At 39.9% G+C, this 14,679-nt stretch carries 17 protein-coding genes; 3 read left to right on the forward strand and 14 right to left on the reverse strand.

Translation table 11 applies throughout. The features are described from left to right. Positions 1-2 precede the first annotated feature (2 nt). The gene (spoIIP, locus tag JFV29_RS19485) at positions 3-1,202 is read right to left on the reverse strand and encodes a stage II sporulation protein P (protein ID WP_201185865.1); all 1,200 of its coding nucleotides are present in this window, start codon (positions 1,200-1,202) and stop codon (positions 3-5) included. Positions 1,203-1,287: 85 nt separating this feature from the next. Continuing rightward, positions 1,288-2,406, reverse strand: coding sequence for a GPR endopeptidase (gene gpr, locus JFV29_RS19490; protein ID WP_201185868.1), 1,119 nt, complete (start codon positions 2,404-2,406; stop codon positions 1,288-1,290). 276 nt (positions 2,407-2,682) lie between these two features. Here gpr and rpsT point away from each other — a divergent pair, with 276 nt between their 5' ends. After that, positions 2,683-2,949 (forward strand): 30S ribosomal protein S20, encoded by a 267-nt coding sequence (gene rpsT / locus JFV29_RS19495; protein WP_034308554.1) that lies wholly within the window; start codon positions 2,683-2,685, stop codon positions 2,947-2,949. Between the two features lie 81 nt (positions 2,950-3,030). Here rpsT and holA read toward each other — a convergent pair whose 3' ends face one another. Then, positions 3,031-4,044 (reverse strand): DNA polymerase III subunit delta, encoded by a 1,014-nt coding sequence (gene holA, locus JFV29_RS19500; RefSeq protein WP_056528604.1) that lies wholly within the window; start codon positions 4,042-4,044, stop codon positions 3,031-3,033. Between the two features lie 343 nt (positions 4,045-4,387). On the opposite strand from holA, the gene JFV29_RS19505 reads away from it, so the two are divergent. Further along, a complete protein-coding gene (locus JFV29_RS19505) occupies positions 4,388-4,522 on the forward strand; it encodes a YqzM family protein (RefSeq protein ID WP_081108861.1) in 135 nt (44 codons plus the stop codon). Between the two features lie 77 nt (positions 4,523-4,599). On the opposite strand, the gene JFV29_RS19510 is transcribed toward JFV29_RS19505, so the two are convergent. From JFV29_RS19510 to JFV29_RS19520, 3 genes are all read right to left on the reverse strand, one after another. Then, positions 4,600-6,906: a DNA internalization-related competence protein ComEC/Rec2 gene (locus tag JFV29_RS19510; RefSeq protein WP_201185870.1), complete on the reverse strand. Its 2,307-nt coding sequence runs from the start codon at positions 6,904-6,906 to the stop codon at positions 4,600-4,602. Positions 6,907-6,923: 17 nt separating this feature from the next. Continuing rightward, positions 6,924-7,484 (reverse strand): ComE operon protein 2, encoded by a 561-nt coding sequence (locus JFV29_RS19515; RefSeq protein WP_053347022.1) that lies wholly within the window; start codon positions 7,482-7,484, stop codon positions 6,924-6,926. Positions 7,485-7,567: 83 nt separating this feature from the next. After that, on the reverse strand, positions 7,568-8,209 hold the full coding sequence (locus tag JFV29_RS19520) for a helix-hairpin-helix domain-containing protein (protein WP_201185872.1): 642 nt from the start codon (positions 8,207-8,209) through the stop codon (positions 7,568-7,570). A gap of 105 nt (positions 8,210-8,314) precedes the next feature. Here JFV29_RS19520 and comER point away from each other — a divergent pair, with 105 nt between their 5' ends. Further along, a complete protein-coding gene (gene comER, locus JFV29_RS19525) occupies positions 8,315-9,145 on the forward strand; it encodes a late competence protein ComER (protein WP_223305467.1) in 831 nt (276 codons plus the stop codon). 101 nt (positions 9,146-9,246) lie between these two features. On the opposite strand, the gene JFV29_RS19530 is transcribed toward comER, so the two are convergent. Genes JFV29_RS19530 through JFV29_RS19565 form a run of 8 tightly spaced genes read right to left on the reverse strand, consistent with a single transcriptional unit; the run spans position 9,247 to position 14,259 of the window. Next, on the reverse strand, positions 9,247-9,990 hold the full coding sequence (locus JFV29_RS19530) for a class I SAM-dependent DNA methyltransferase (protein WP_057218743.1): 744 nt from the start codon (positions 9,988-9,990) through the stop codon (positions 9,247-9,249). Further along, entirely contained in the window at positions 9,987-10,343 is a 357-nt protein-coding gene (gene rsfS, locus JFV29_RS19535; RefSeq protein ID WP_057218744.1) for a ribosome silencing factor, read from the reverse strand. The genes JFV29_RS19530 and rsfS overlap by 4 nt, the downstream gene beginning before the upstream one ends. Further along, positions 10,343-10,915, reverse strand: a complete 573-nt coding sequence (gene yqeK / locus JFV29_RS19540; protein WP_116820732.1) for a bis(5'-nucleosyl)-tetraphosphatase (symmetrical) YqeK — start codon at positions 10,913-10,915, stop codon at positions 10,343-10,345. The genes rsfS and yqeK overlap by 1 nt, the downstream gene beginning before the upstream one ends. Then, the gene (locus tag JFV29_RS19545; protein ID WP_053347026.1) at positions 10,905-11,474 is read right to left on the reverse strand and encodes a nicotinate-nucleotide adenylyltransferase; all 570 of its coding nucleotides are present in this window, start codon (positions 11,472-11,474) and stop codon (positions 10,905-10,907) included. Before JFV29_RS19545 ends, yqeK begins: the two co-directional genes overlap by 11 nt. 11 nt (positions 11,475-11,485) lie before the next feature. Next, positions 11,486-11,776, reverse strand: coding sequence for a ribosome assembly RNA-binding protein YhbY (gene yhbY, locus JFV29_RS19550; protein ID WP_053347027.1), 291 nt, complete (start codon positions 11,774-11,776; stop codon positions 11,486-11,488). After that, on the reverse strand, positions 11,770-12,612 hold the full coding sequence (gene aroE / locus JFV29_RS19555; protein WP_201185874.1) for a shikimate dehydrogenase: 843 nt from the start codon (positions 12,610-12,612) through the stop codon (positions 11,770-11,772). Before aroE ends, yhbY begins: the two co-directional genes overlap by 7 nt. 19 nt (positions 12,613-12,631) lie before the next feature. Beyond that, positions 12,632-13,741, reverse strand: coding sequence for a ribosome biogenesis GTPase YqeH (gene yqeH / locus JFV29_RS19560; RefSeq protein WP_376102761.1), 1,110 nt, complete (start codon positions 13,739-13,741; stop codon positions 12,632-12,634). Then, entirely contained in the window at positions 13,738-14,259 is a 522-nt protein-coding gene (locus tag JFV29_RS19565; RefSeq protein WP_056528576.1) for a YqeG family HAD IIIA-type phosphatase, read from the reverse strand. The genes yqeH and JFV29_RS19565 overlap by 4 nt, the downstream gene beginning before the upstream one ends. Between the last annotated feature and the right edge of the window lie 420 nt (positions 14,260-14,679).

Here is a 14,679-nt window from a genome sequence, read left to right on the forward strand (position 1 = left end):
AATTACTTCGCTTCTGATTCTCCAGTTGTTTTATCCACCGCTTTAGCATCCCAATAAAATTCACTGAATACATCGGTAAATGCATCAACGGTTAAATACATTTCTTCAAACGTATTATCAACACCGCCAACTTCAATGAGCATGGCATTGCCTGACAAATCCTGATTGTATACTCCATTATGACCCGCTCCGCCTTGTTTCATAACCCCTCGTGAAATGCCAGGGTATTTTTTTTCCAGAGCTTTATGAAGTTTATTGGCAAGCGCTGCATTTTTCTCAAAGTTCGGGTTATTTCCCCCAATGACGAAGGCAATCTTGGCATAATCTTTACCGTTAATGTTAATGGTCGTATGTTTTTTTCGTTTTGAATCACGATGGATATCAATCATATATTCTAGATCTTTGTTGGTAGCCAATGCCGTTTGAACGGATTTACGAGACTCTTGATAGGATTTGTTGTAATTCAATCCCTTATTATTCAAATTGCCCATAATATCCGTATTATCAAGCGATGAGCCTATCCCGTTATCAGCCAAGTCCTCCACCATTCGTGCCCCGAGTTTTGTAATATTGATTTTAGAGTGATAGGCGAGATTAGGATTTGTAACCCCTTTTAAATAAGGGAGATATGACTCCCGATTATGGCTATGATAAATTTCAACAACTTTTCGCCCATTGGTTGTCTGATTTGGCTGATTAGCCACTCCTTTTTCAGGTTCTTCGATCTCATCCAGATTTTGCAGGGACGCATCCCTTTCTTCGTTCAGGACATCTACCGGCGGCGAAGATTCATACGGCATATTCGTATAATTGGTTCCTTCACCAGCAACAAGGATTTCATTATCAAAAATCGAGAAGCCTGGAAGTTCCCGACCAAGCAAGCTTCGCGGATCCTCCATAGAAATATTAGTCGAGATTTTTATCAATTGATTTGTGATCACCGATTCTTGTTTACCTTCAGGCAGGGCATTAAAAAAGTAATGATTTTCATTAGCCAGCATCGAGAACAGCATTTTCCCTGAAAATTGGTTCGCTACGGTATGTACGGAATCCGAAGATATCCGATACTCCGGTCGTAGAGACGTCATGACCCCGCTGACGGAAAAAACAAAAAGAAGCAAGGCGAGAATACCTAGAAAAGTTTTTACTATAGTTGAACCGTGAATAGCTGTTATGATCCCTGGGGAATTTCTTCTTTTCATCCTTCCACCCTCTCTATAGCTTGTCTATTAATACCTATGACTTTGCTAGAAAGGGTAGAACACCATTTTTGGGCACTAAAATGAACTAGCGGGTATAGTAGCCAGTATTTTCTTGATTAATTGACCCATGCAACGCTGCATTCAATCCATTGGCTATCAAATTGGCCATGTCCTCAATGAAAACATCGACTTCTTTTGGTGTAACCATTAAATTTTGACCGAGCGGTGAAAGCACTTCATAAATCAGTTTCCGCTTTTCTTCGTCCGGAAGGACACCAATCATGCCCAAGAAGGTTTTCCGTTCCTTTTCACCTGGCATATCCTCATCAGTCAACTTTTTACGTTTCCCAAAACTAAATCCTGCGGGGGCTAATGAACGTGATGGGCGGTCACCCTCATTCAGTTCCTTGCCAAAGTGCTTCAAAATATAATCAATCGAGTCGCTAGTAATTGATACAGCATCAACGACGGTAGGTATTCCAATTGCTATAACAGGAACCCCCAGTGTCTCCTGACTCAATTCCTTTCGTTTATTTCCAACACCTGACCCTGGATGAATGCCTGTATCAGTTATTTGAATCGTTGAATTTACCCGATCAATCGAACGGGCTGCCAAGGCATCAATGACGATGAGAAAATCAGGATTGCTTTTTTCAATGACTCCTTTGATAATGTCGCTCGTCTCGATTCCTGTAATCCCCATAACACCTGGAGAGATCGCACTTACCGGCCGATAACCTTCTTTAACAGACTCTGGTTGCAACTCGAACAAATGCCTTGTGACTACCAGGTTCTCGACCACGGCTGGCCCCAAAGCGTCCGGGGTCACATTCCAATTACCGAGGCCGACGACTAAACAACTGCTTTCTTTCGTAATATTATTTCTTTTTAAGAAGTAGGCTAGCTCTTCAGCAAACACCTTCTCCACTCGTTGCTGTGTGTCCGTATCCTGTTGGCGGATACCCTGAACTTCAATGGTTAAATAGCTCCCCTGTTTTTTACCAATCTCTTTTTCTCCCTCAGCCGTGACCTCGACTAAGGAAATTTTCAGATCATCCACTTCTTTTTCCTTTATTATGACCCCTTCGATATGGGAAACATCAACTTCTTCAACAACACCCTTATTTTCAAGAGCAATATCTTTTGCTTCAATCGCCAAATCTGTCCGAATTCCGAACTTACTAAGGTCCAAATGATTTTCCATAGCGGCCTCCTGATGTTTGATTTGTATCTAACTCTAGTAATTTCCATAGTCTCTCTTAAACATTCTGTCGTTTTAGCTTTTTTATTATTCATTTTTTTGGTACAATGAAATATGACGAGATGAATTTATTTACTGAAATTATAATTCCTTTTCGATTCTCAATCTGAAGTATTGCATATTCATGAGCAGTCTGATAGAATATCACTTGTGCTATTTGATATGGATTTGAAAAGTCGAGTTCATATAATCTCGATTTCTTTGTAGGAGGTGAACGGAATGCCAAACATTAAATCTGCTATTAAACGTGTGAAAATCAACGACAAAAAACGCGTTCATAACATTACTGTTAGATCAACTATGCGTACTACAGTGAAAAACGCTGAAGTTGCATTAGCTGGTGAAAACGTTGAAGCTGCTAAAGAAGCTCTTTTAACAGCTGCTGTAAAATTAGACAAAGCTGCATCTAAAGGATTAATCCATAAAAATGCGGCAGCCCGTAAAAAATCTCGTTTAGCGAAAAGACTTAACGCTCTTAACGCATAATGACAAAAATTAAACGATCCTTATGGATCGTTTTTTTTTACGCACCAAAAAGGTGACAGGAATTTCTGTCACCTTTTATTGTTATCTAATTTTCAAAAGCAGCAACTCAAGTGTGATCGCCTTATCGGCTTGACCCGATTTCATCTTATAATCCGCTTCAGCTAAATCGTTCATTATACTCAACAACTCGCGTTCCTGGAATTTCCCCGTTTTTTCTAGGGCTAGCTTTACTCGGTATGGATGCACCTTCAATTGCCCTGCAATTTTTTGCTGACTATACCCTTGACGCGAAAGCTCCTTCACTTGATACATAAGTCGGATCTGTCCGGCCATTACACTCAAGATTTTAATCGGCTCTTCATTCTGCCGAAGAAGATCGTGAAAAATCGTCATAGCACTTTCCATTTTTCGCTGCAAAACATGATCAACAAGTGTGAAGATATTCTGTTCTAGAGATTTAGCGACTAACTTTTCAACAACCTCAATGGTAATTCGTTTGTCAGCTTCTACATAAAGTGCCATTTTATCAAGTTCATTTGTCAACATCATCAGATTCGTTCCTGCAAGTTCGAGCAAAAGTTCTGTGGCTTGTTCATCTATTTGGACAGAATAAGCTGCAACGCGCTCCTTAACCCATGCCTTTAATTCATGATCGCCAAGCTTTTTCGCTTCAACGAGAACCGCATTACGCTTCAGTTCTTTGGTAATCTTTTTCCGTTCGTCCAGTTTTTCATAAGGAGCTGTCAGAACAACAATAGAATAAGGAACTGGGTCAGCCAAATACGCTTCCAGTCTTTTTACATTATGTTCAACTTTTGATTTCGTTTTTTCAGCTGTCAAAAAAAATGGATTTTGCATGAAGACAAGGCGTTTTTCCCCGATAAAAGGAAGAGTTTCAACGTCCTCAAGCGCTGTTTCAATCGGCGTCTCTTCTAAATCAAATTGAGAAAAGTTAAAATCCATTTCATCTTCGTGAAGGACATGCTCAATCAAAAGCTGCTTTGTTTCATTAATTAAATAAGCTTCTGTTCCATATAACAAATATACAGGCGCGAATTGCCCTTTTTTAATACTTTTCCATACGTCTAATACCAATAGAATCCGCCTCTTTTTTATGTATTCTTCTCTAATGGTATAGGTGGATGAACCATTTGACAAGCTATAAAGGGAACTAGCCCTCTAAAGGACTAATTCCGGATCTATATGAACACTTTCAAGAAAGGCCCGGGTAAACTCCCTTGAAAGCGGGTAAAGTATTCATGTAGAACAAAAAAGTGAACTTTTCTTTTTCGCTTGCTTTGTTTGTACCTTTATTTTGACCTCAAAATTTCAAACTATTTGTGACAACTCTTGTCAGTAAAGGAAATGAAGAAATGTGGCCTGTAGATTTTTTTTTGGTAATGTTTTATACTATTAGCAGAAATAGGAGGGGTAAACAATGAACGAATTCGAAAAGAATGTTCAATCAAAGACTGATGACGTCGCTGATTCCGCTATGGGATTCATCGGTTCTTTTGTATTTTTCGCTGCCATGTTCACCATTGCTGTCGTCATTAAAGCAGTCGGATCCTGATTTCATTTTTCAAAATGCACTTATTTTTCCCTGAAGGAGGCTGCTGATGCAGTCTCTTTCTTTTTGATTTCTACATACTATGGAATAGTCTTCCGAAAGGTTCCTTCACTTTTGTAATACTTGTAAATAATAGAACCATCTTCATCCGTCCTAAACAAATAAATATTATATTCTTTCAAGGCCTCAATAACTTGTTCATGTGGGTGACCGTACCTATTCTCTTTTCCAACTGAAATAAGCGCTGCTTTTGGCTGCAATTGTTCGAGAAAAGGCTTCGAGGAAGAAGTCTTACTGCCGTGATGACCGACCTTCAAAATATGCGCCCGCAACTGAGGGTAAGTATCCATCAATTCTTTTTCCCCCTCTTCCCCCATATCTCCGGTAAATACCCAGGACAATCCCCCTAACTCTGTATATAAAACAATGGACGAATCATTCTTATTTTCTTCTTTTTTATGTGGATCTAGAACGAAAAACTCAGCTTCCCCAACTTTCCAATGTTCGCCCCTTTGTACGACTGTCACTTTTACCCTCTTATCTCTTGCAATGGAAACAAAGTCTTTATCTCGATAATCGTCCTCACTCCAACCTCCAATAACTATCTCCTTAACTTTGAAATTTTCAATGAGTTCTTTTGCACTTCCTATATGATCAGCATCGGCATGCGTTAAAATCAGCTTGTCCAAATGGTGAATGCCCTTACTTTTCAGCAGCGGGATAATGATATCATCAGCCGTATTATAAGTCTTTCGCTTTTTTTTCCACATTTCCATAGGAAAGGTAATTTGTCCCCCCGTATCAATCAAGTAATTTCCTCGGTTAAACGGAAGAGTAATTAAGATTGAATCACCCTGTCCAACATCAATTACCTGTACTTCACCGAATGGAGATAGCTTTTGTAGATTGTATTGAAAAAGTAAAAGTAAAATCATTATTCCACACCAGATTTTACATTTACTAAAAGATTTCTCCCAAGTCAGGAACAGTCCTAAAACTGCAACAACAAGCAACAACATCATAATGAAAAGTGGTTTTCCAAACGGAATGGAGGCAAGAGGAAGATTCGATGCAGCATCGGCGACTTTATTACTGAGCAGGAAGGTGAAGTTTAATAACGAAATAAGGGGTTGACCTAAAACAGGAAGTAACAGATGGATAAAGAGGGTGATTAGTGAAAAAGGCAGCAAAATGATGGAATAAAGAGGCACATACAGTACATTTAGAAGCACACCAAGGAAAGATACTTCATAAAAGTGAAAAAGTAAAATCGGAAGGGCTGCCAATTGGCAGATTGAGCTGACAATGAAAAGTTGTAGTGTCTTTTGTGGGTACTGCAAAAAGATTTTCGAAGACATAATGATTGAAAAGGTGACAGCGAAAGAAAGCTGAAACCCAATATTATAGAGCATAAGTGGCTGAAAAAATAGCAGGGTCATATAGACCGCACCGATTGTGGCACCTGCTGAAATTCGTTTCTTGAAAAGCATGAGCAAAAAGAATACCATAGCCATCAAACATGATCTCATCACTGACGGGCTTGCTCCTGAAAGTATCATGTAAATCGGAAGAAAGATAAGGATGGCAATCATCATTCTCTCGCGAGTAACTCCGAAGCGGATACCAAGATAAAACAACATTCCCGTTAAAAAACTGACATGAAGTCCCGAAATCGCCAGTAAATGAACAAGACCTAGACGCTGATAGTTAGTAAGATCCCCTTCATCGATATCCGTCTGATCACCGAAAATTAGGGCTGTGACAAATCCACTCGATTCTTCTGGGAAGTGTTTTTTTATATACGAAATTCCTTTCATCCGCAAATTTCGAATTGAAACGACAATCGAGTTTCCAACCTTTTTGCATTTCGAAAAAGAAATAGAACTCGCTTTAAATATCCAATGAGTGTTTTGCTGGAGGAGATAACGTTGATAATCGAAGCTGTTTTCATTACGGTGTTTGTCAGGAACCTGCAGATTTCCCTCGGCCGGACAAGATAAACCGATGCGAAGATACTGATTCAGCTTTTCCTTTTCTTGTTCGGAGGCTACTTTATATCGAAGCATCAGCCGTTCACCTTGTTCACTGATGATGAAACCTTTTAATAGATTTCCATCTATTTTCGGTTGGTCTGTAAATGTAATAACAAAACGACTTTCCGTTCCCTGATAAGAAGAGATGTTTCGATGTTCGGAGGCAGTAGCGGACCCTAAAAAAATCCCCATAATCACCACATGAAGTATAAGGGTCTTCCCTTCACCCGCACTCGAATAATAAATAAAACAGAGGAAAATAAGGAAAACGATTAAAAGTCTTACACTAAAAAATGAATGGGCCGAAACGCCAAACGTGGCCGAAACGGCTAAAAAGAGAAGTTGTCTTGCCATGCCAACCCCCTGTCTAATTATTTGTTAAATAACAGTTTTGCCTCCTTTTCTAGCTCCAGCACAGCTTCTTTCTCTAAACCGGATTGTTCTAGTTGACCTAGCAACGAACGTACAAAGTCCTGTTTTTCTTTTCCGTATACATCGATGGCTCCTCTTGCTTCAACCTTTTCCGTTTTGACCCCAGCCTGCTCAAACAATTCAATTGCATATGGATGGTTTTTATAATCCTCTGCATAATAAACAGCTTTGATTCCAGCTTGAATGAGTGATTTACAGCATTGCAGGCATGGAAAATGCGTAACATATATTTCCGCCTCTGCCGTCGGCACACCGAATTTGGCACACTGTAAAAGTGCATTCATTTCAGCATGTATCGTTCTAATACAATGATTATCTATTACATAACAACCATCATCAATACAGTGCGTTCCCCCGGCAATCGAACCATTGTAGCCTCCCGCAATAATCCGGTTATCCCTAACGATTGTTGCGCCTACAGTTAGTCGTGTACATGTGCTTCTTAAAGCTAATAAATGGCTTTGAGCCATGAAATATTGATCCCAGCTAATCCTGTTCATGTTGTGGTCCCCTTTTACTTAATAAAATTGATTTTCTTCAATTTTACCTTCTTCCTGTCCATTTGTGTAGAGAATTCAATCAATCATTTTACGGAAATAGAATCCTTTAATTTTTCAAATGTTTTATCACCGATCCCTGATACATTCTTCAATTCATCTATCTGCTTGAATTTCCCTATCGTATCTCTGTATTCAAGGATGGCCGTTGCTTTTGATGCGCCAATCCCAGACAGGGTTTCTAAATCCTCCTTTGTGGCTGTGTTCAAGTTAACCTGGCCCCTTGAACTCTCAGATGCCCCTCCAGTAGCCGCAGTTCCGCTCGAGGCGGCTGATGCATTCCCGGGAAGTTCTATGCCTTCTTCACCTATTTTGGGTACGTAAATGACCATTTGGTCCTCAACAAGTTGGGCAAAATTCACTTTATCCTTATCGGCCTTGTCTGTAAAACTTCCCGCTTTCGAAATCAAATCAATCACCCTGTCACCTGCCTCCGCAGTAAATATACCAGGTGCCTGTACCGCTCCCTTAACATCGACTTTAATGATAAGAGGTTCTGCCTTCGTTTCAGTTGTCATTTCTTCAATGCCATCGTTTGCTGATACTGCAAAGATATCTTCTGATTCATCCAGTTCCTTCCCAGGTTGAAAGAAAAAGTAAACTCCTATCGCCCCAGTAGCTACTGCAGCGGCAATCATCGCCATTTTCTTTTTTAATATTTTATCCATTTCTTAGCCTCCTTCTTTGATTTCGAGCATTACATTGTCATAGGACAGATTAAAAATACATAGTGTTTTTAGGAGATTCGCTTTTAGTGAGAGGAGTTGAAAGTATTGAAGAAAATCGGTGTAATTGGAACAGGCAATATGGGAACGATTTTAATCGAAGCGTGGCTGGAGGCTAAAATACTAAATCCGGCTGATCTACTCATTACAAATAGAACGCTCTCCAAAGCATTGGTGCTGAAAGAAAAGCATCCCGGTATCGAGGTAGCGAAAAGCGCCGCCGAGATCGTCCAACAGGCAGACTTTATTTTTCTCTGCGTAAAACCATTACAAATTCACAGCCTTTTACAGGGCATCAAACACCATATAAAAAGAGAACAACTACTTATCTCCATTACAAGCCCGCTTTCAGTGGCACAGCTTGAATCAGAAGTGAATGCTCCATGCGCCCGTTTTATCCCAAGCATAACGAACCGTGTGGGATCAGGGGTATCGTTACTGAGCTTCAGCAAAGGGTGCAGCAAAGAGACACAGCAATCCTTATTTAATCTGGCATCTGCCATATCGGCACCGGTCATCATTGAAAATGATATCACCCGGGTAGCTTCCGACATTGTAAGCTGCGGACCTGCCTTCTTTAGCTTTTTAGCACAAGCTTTTATTGAAGCCGCATGTCAAACAACGAAGATAGATAAAGAAACCGCAACGACTTTGACCGAGAACATGCTGATTGGGTTAGGTGAATTGCTTGGTAAGGGAGTTTACACATTACCGACCTTACAGGAAAAGGTTTGCGTAAAAGGTGGGATCACAGGGGAAGGAATTAAGGTTTTAGAAGCTGAAACCGGAGAAATGTTTCATCATCTGTTTCAAGCGACACACGAAAAATTCGCAGAAGATCTTCACGAGGTTGAAAAACAATTTGGCCATCCTTATTAATATTCGCATTCGAAATCTATTCTCCTTCTAAAAATATAAAAAATAAAGGGTCAGGCCTCCTTTCGCACAGTGGTGTACGATAGGAGGCCTGACCCCTTGATTTATTTTCTGGCTACAAATAAGATTCTTTCGGTTTCTTTACCGACCGGTGCTTCTTCAAGGTCCGCCAGAAGTTCAGAAACTTCAAAACCTGCTTGTTGCAACCATTTTTTATATTGCTCAACCGGATAGGTACGCTGATAATGCAACTCATCAAAACGGTCGTACAAGCCACTATCATTGTCCCTCACGAAAAAACTTAAATCATGTTCAACACTGTATGCTTCTTCACCCGGGAAGCAATCCCAAATATAGGAGACCTCTTCATCATTGACGGCAAACGTATTATTGTGAAAGATTTCTTCCATCTTATAAATAGTATGAACATCAAACAAAAATAATCCGCCATCTTTTAGATGTTCATGCACCCTGGAGAACGTTTTTACAATATCCGCTTCCTCACGAAGATAGTTCAACGAATCACAAAAAATCGTGACACAGTCATATAGACCAAGCCCTTCGAGTTCTGCCATATTCTGCTGAAAAAAGGGAATCGATAACCCTAGCTTCGCCGCTTTTTCATTGGCAACCATCAACATTTCATCAGACAAATCTACACCAGATACATCAAATCCATGCTGCGCCAGTTCTACTGTTATTTCCCCTGTGCCGCATGCTAAGTCCAGGACTTTCCTTCCACCAATTCCGTACTGTTCCAGCTTCGCCGTCAGGATCATCAGCCATTTTTCATATGGAGCGTCCTTCATCAATTCATCGTATACATAGGCAAAGCGTTCGTAAGTCATGGAGTCAATTCACTCTCTAGATCTTCAAAAGGTGCATCTCCCCATAAACGTTCAAGGTTATAATAGTTTCTTTCATCCTTATGGAAAATGTGGGCTACAACATCTCCAAGATCTACAAGGACCCATTTCGCTTCGTCAAAACCTTCAAGGCGTTTTACATTAATCCCTGATTCGTCTGCTTTGCTCTTCATTTCTCGAGCTATAGCTTGTACTTGTTTTTCAGAATTACCATGACAGATTAAAAAGTAATCCGCCACCAAAGAAATACCTTGCATATTTAGAGCAACGATATCCTCCGCTCTTTTATCGTCCGCCGCTTTTGCTGCAATTACAAGAAGTTCACGTTCAGTCATTACATCTTCTCCTTCAAATTCATGATTAAATCATTATATGTCTTAAATGTATCAGGGTAAATTGCCTGATTTCTTTTCATTAAAAATACAACTGTATTCCTTAAAGCTTGAATGACAGCACGATCCAAGCTTTCCTTTGCTGTCTGCCTTACTTCGTCGACTCCAGGAAAAGAACGCCCAGGCTCAATATAGTCAGCAAGATATACGACCTTATCCAAAAGGCTCATACCGACCCTGCCTGATGTGTGATAGGCAATCGCATCCAATATTTCACGGTCAGTGATCCCGGCTTCTTTTTCTACCAGATAAGCCCCTACAGGAGCATGCCACAGTTCCATATTGAATTCAAGTAAATCCGGCGCCATTTTTTCAGAGATTATTATTTGTTCCATTTCCTCTTTTGGACGAAATTTTGCATAATCGTGGAAAATAGCTGCCAGTTCCGCTTTTTTGACATCTGCACCATACAATTCGGCAAGTTCTATTGCTGACTCGACCACGCCCAACGTATGAATATACCTGCGCTCGGTTATTTGTTCTTTGACGAGCGCTAATGCTTTCTCACGATTCATATAAACCATTCCCTTTAATATACTTCACCACTGGATCTGCTATTAAATATTTCACGGTTTTTCCTGTTCGCAATTTCCTTCGTATCATAGAGGAAGAAATGAACATTTGTGGAACCTTCACCATCGTGATTGGATATTCTGTCTTTTCATTATAGCCGGGACGTTTCACTCCGACAAAATTAACTAGGTGCATAAGCTCGTCGATCCGGTGCCAATTAGGTAAATACTCAATCATATCTGCACCTATTATAAAATAAAATTCATTGCTTGGTTCGCGTTCTTTCAGCAATTTAATCGTATCATACGTATAGGATGTGCCTTTTCTTTCTATTTCAATATCCTCAATATAAAAAGATGGGTGTCCAGCTATGGCATTTTCCAACATAGCCAACCTGTCCATATCGGTTACTTCCTCCGTTTTTTCCTTGTGAGGAGGAACATGATTTGGCATGAATCTAATTTCATCTAACTCTAGAGCATCCAGCACTTCATTAGCTATAATTAAATGACCGATATGAGGAGGATTAAATGTACCGCCAAGAATTCCAATTTTTTTCATAGATAGGTTCCTTAAGGTAGTTTAAGTTGTTTGTTTTCTTTTGATTCTTTATATAACACAATTGTGTTACCGATAATTTGAACCAATTCTGCTCTTGCCCCTTTTGATAATGCAAGACCCACATCATTACGGTCTTCTTCACAGTTTTGCAATATGCTAACCTTGATTAGTTCGCGTACTTCTAGCGCCTCACCAATTTGTTTAATGAGATTATCATTAACACCGCCTTTTCCAACTTGAAAAATTGGATTTAGGTGATGGGCCTTTGATCGTAAAAATCTTTTCTGTTTACCTGTTAACATGTGTTACCTCCTAGTTTGTTCGAGACAATATCTGTCATTCTTGCTGTATTAGGCATGATGCCCGTCCATATCTCAAAAGCGAGCGCACCCTGGTAGACAAACATACCAACACCATTTTGCGTTTCCGCCCCTTTTTCCCTCGCTTCACGAAGCAATTTCGTTTGCAAAGGGTTATAGATGATGTCACTGACAAATGCACCAGCCTTCAACTGGTCCAACTTCAACGGAGAATGTTCAATGTGCGGACTCATTCCAGAAGAAGTTGTTTGGATGATTAAATCATATTGTGATAAGCCTTCTTCCGCTTCGGCAATCGTGAGCGCCTTTGATTCTTTATCATATGGGCAATCAGAAACAAGGTGGGCTGCTGTTTCCTTTGTCCGGTTTGCAATATCAACGTGCTTTACACCTTCTTTTACAAGAGTAAAATAAATCGCACGTGCAGCACCGCCCGCTCCGATCACTAACGTTTTTTTAGCCTTAATGTCACCTGATATTTCATCGCATAAAGATTTATAAAATCCTATTCCGTCTGTATTATACCCTATAAATCGTCCATTTTCGTTAATAACTGTATTAACCGCCCCAATTGCAAGGGCCAGTTCATCTACTTCATCAAGAAGTGGGATGACCGTAGTTTTATGAGGAATCGTGATGTTAAACCCTGCTACACCAAGGGCTTTCATACCCTGTACCGCTTCAATCAAGCTCTCTGGTTTTACATGAAAATGGTGATAAACCGCTTCTATATTTTCTTTTTCAAATGCATCATTATGAATGTCCGGAGACATCGAATGCGCAATTGGATCTCCTATTACCCCATATATCTTATTCATAGACAGACGACCCCTATATTTAGATTAAAGATTTTCGAACTATGACGTTCACACCTTTTGGAACGTGCGCAACGATCTTCGCACCTGGTTCATTGACAGTTACCCAGCCAAGGCCTGAAAACACAATATCCATTTTACCATCTTTTAAGGAGAATTCATGAGGAACAAGCTTCGGAAATTCTTCCATCTGTTCAGGACGCGGAGGCGTCAGCAATTCTCCTGCATGATTTTTATATAATTCATCCGCTTTTTCCAGTTTTGTCCGGTGGATATTTAATTCATTCGAAAGATAGCAAGTCAGCGAGCGTCTGCCACCCGAAACATAGTCCAACCGAGCCAAACCGCCGAAAAATAGCGTTTGCTCTTCATTCAGCTGATACACTCTCGGCTTGATTTCCTTCTTCGGCATAATCACCTTGAAATCACGTTTATCTACATAATGAGCCATTTGATGATGATTAATGATTCCTGGTGTATCGATCAAGGCCTGTCCATCATCTAGAGGAATTTCAATCATATCCAAAGTTGTGCCTGGAAAATGAGAAGTCGTGATGATATCCCCTTCACCACTCACCTCTTTAATAAGACGGTTGATGAAAGTCGATTTACCAACATTCGTACAGCCAACAACATAGACATCTTTATCCTGACGATACCGTTCAATCGCATCAGCAGCTTCAAGAATGTGCTTTCCTTTTTCGGCACTGACAAGGAGAACATCAACCGGATTCAATCCCAGTTCCTTCGAAGATTGTTTCATCCAATTAATCAATTTGTTCGGCTTTACTGATTTGGGCAGTAAGTCCACCTTATTACCAATTAAAAGAACATCATTTCTGCCTACAAAGCGATGAAGGCCTGGCAGCCAGCTTCCATTGAAATCAAAAATATCGACGATTTTGACGATTAATGAATCAGTTTCGCCTACTTTATTCAAGATTTTCAAGAAGTCATCGTCTGTTAAGGAAACATCCTGAACTTCGTTATAATGTTTCAGCTTAAAGCAGCGCTGACAAACAATGCTCTCTTTTTCAAGTGCTGATTTAGGCGCAAAGCCTAATTCCTTCGGATCTTCCGTCTGGACCTTAACGCCGCAGCCGATGCACACTAATTCTTGATGATTGTTCAATTGTGATCCTCCCATTCTATCATTCCTTTTCGTTTAAAAAACGCCATAATCTTTCTTTCAAAATAACGATTGATTTTCGTTCTGAATTCGTCAGTCTGTGCGACAGGGACCACTAGGATGGTATGAAACCCACCTCTATTTCCGCCCAATACATCCGTCAATAACTGATCGCCGATTACCACTGTTTCCTCTACCTTCAATCCCATCGTCTTACGGGCTTTATGGAAAGCTTTCGCCATCGGCTTTCTAGCCTGAAAAATAAATGGAATATGAAGCGGATCGGAAAAAGCACGTACCCGTTTTTCATTATTATTGGACACAATCGTCACTAAAATCCCATGGTCCCGCATATTGTCAAACCATTTGATTAAATCAGGGGTAGCGGTTGGCCTGTCCCATTCAACGAGTGTATTGTCTAAATCAGTAATAACTCCCTTAATCCCTCTTTTTTTCAAATCTTGAGGATCTATATTAAAAATGCTTTTAACATGTTCACTCGGCAAAAATAATTTAAGCATATTGACACCTCTATAATTTTCATAAAATTTACCGTCTCCATCATATCGAATTTTTGGCTTACTTTCAAAAAAAATTAGGAACGAAGGGCTATCGGTAAAAAATCATCATAATGTAAGTTTTCTAATATGGAAAGGCATTTTTCGAAAAGACTAGAAAATCCAACTGTCTGAACAGACGAAAGAACTAATTATTACTAAAAGAATTCGACAAAAATTTCATTAACCTGACCTGTGGATAACTTTACTAACATTTTCCATACTGTTGTGTATCTATTCGTTCACCTTGTAAACAACTTAACCACAGGTTATCCACTTTCAACTGTGGATAACAGAACGATTGTTCTCTACGTTTATTTCTGATACAGTAGGGGTACATCATGGATGACCTACTAATATATGCAAGTAATTACAAAAATATTC

It is taken from the genome of Peribacillus sp. TH16 (assembly GCF_016651095.1).
Lineage (GTDB): Bacteria > Bacillota > Bacilli > Bacillales > DSM-1321 > Peribacillus > Peribacillus butanolivorans.

Bases quoted from the DNA above. Each gene is read 5' to 3' on its own strand.
- spoIIP (WP_201185865.1), bottom strand. From the start codon at position 1,202: ATGAAAAGAAGAAATTCCCCAGGGATCATAACAGCTATTCACGGTTCA.
- gpr (WP_201185868.1), bottom strand. From the start codon at position 2,406: ATGGAAAATCATTTGGACCTTAGTAAGTTCGGAATTCGGACAGATTTG.
- rpsT (WP_034308554.1), top strand. From the start codon at position 2,683: ATGCCAAACATTAAATCTGCTATTAAACGTGTGAAAATCAACGACAAA.
- JFV29_RS19505 (WP_081108861.1), top strand. From the start codon at position 4,388: ATGAACGAATTCGAAAAGAATGTTCAATCAAAGACTGATGACGTCGCT.
- JFV29_RS19510 (WP_201185870.1), bottom strand. From the start codon at position 6,906: ATGGCAAGACAACTTCTCTTTTTAGCCGTTTCGGCCACGTTTGGCGTT.
- JFV29_RS19515 (WP_053347022.1), bottom strand. From the start codon at position 7,484: ATGAACAGGATTAGCTGGGATCAATATTTCATGGCTCAAAGCCATTTA.
- JFV29_RS19520 (WP_201185872.1), bottom strand. From the start codon at position 8,209: ATGGATAAAATATTAAAAAAGAAAATGGCGATGATTGCCGCTGCAGTA.
- JFV29_RS19530 (WP_057218743.1), bottom strand. From the start codon at position 9,990: ATGACTTACGAACGCTTTGCCTATGTATACGATGAATTGATGAAGGAC.
- rsfS (WP_057218744.1), bottom strand. From the start codon at position 10,343: ATGACTGAACGTGAACTTCTTGTAATTGCAGCAAAAGCGGCGGACGAT.
- yqeK (WP_116820732.1), bottom strand. From the start codon at position 10,915: ATGAATCGTGAGAAAGCATTAGCGCTCGTCAAAGAACAAATAACCGAG.
- JFV29_RS19545 (WP_053347026.1), bottom strand. From the start codon at position 11,474: ATGAAAAAAATTGGAATTCTTGGCGGTACATTTAATCCTCCTCATATC.
- yhbY (WP_053347027.1), bottom strand. From the start codon at position 11,776: ATGTTAACAGGTAAACAGAAAAGATTTTTACGATCAAAGGCCCATCAC.
- aroE (WP_201185874.1), bottom strand. From the start codon at position 12,612: ATGAATAAGATATATGGGGTAATAGGAGATCCAATTGCGCATTCGATG.
- JFV29_RS19565 (WP_056528576.1), bottom strand. From the start codon at position 14,259: ATGCTTAAATTATTTTTGCCGAGTGAACATGTTAAAAGCATTTTTAAT.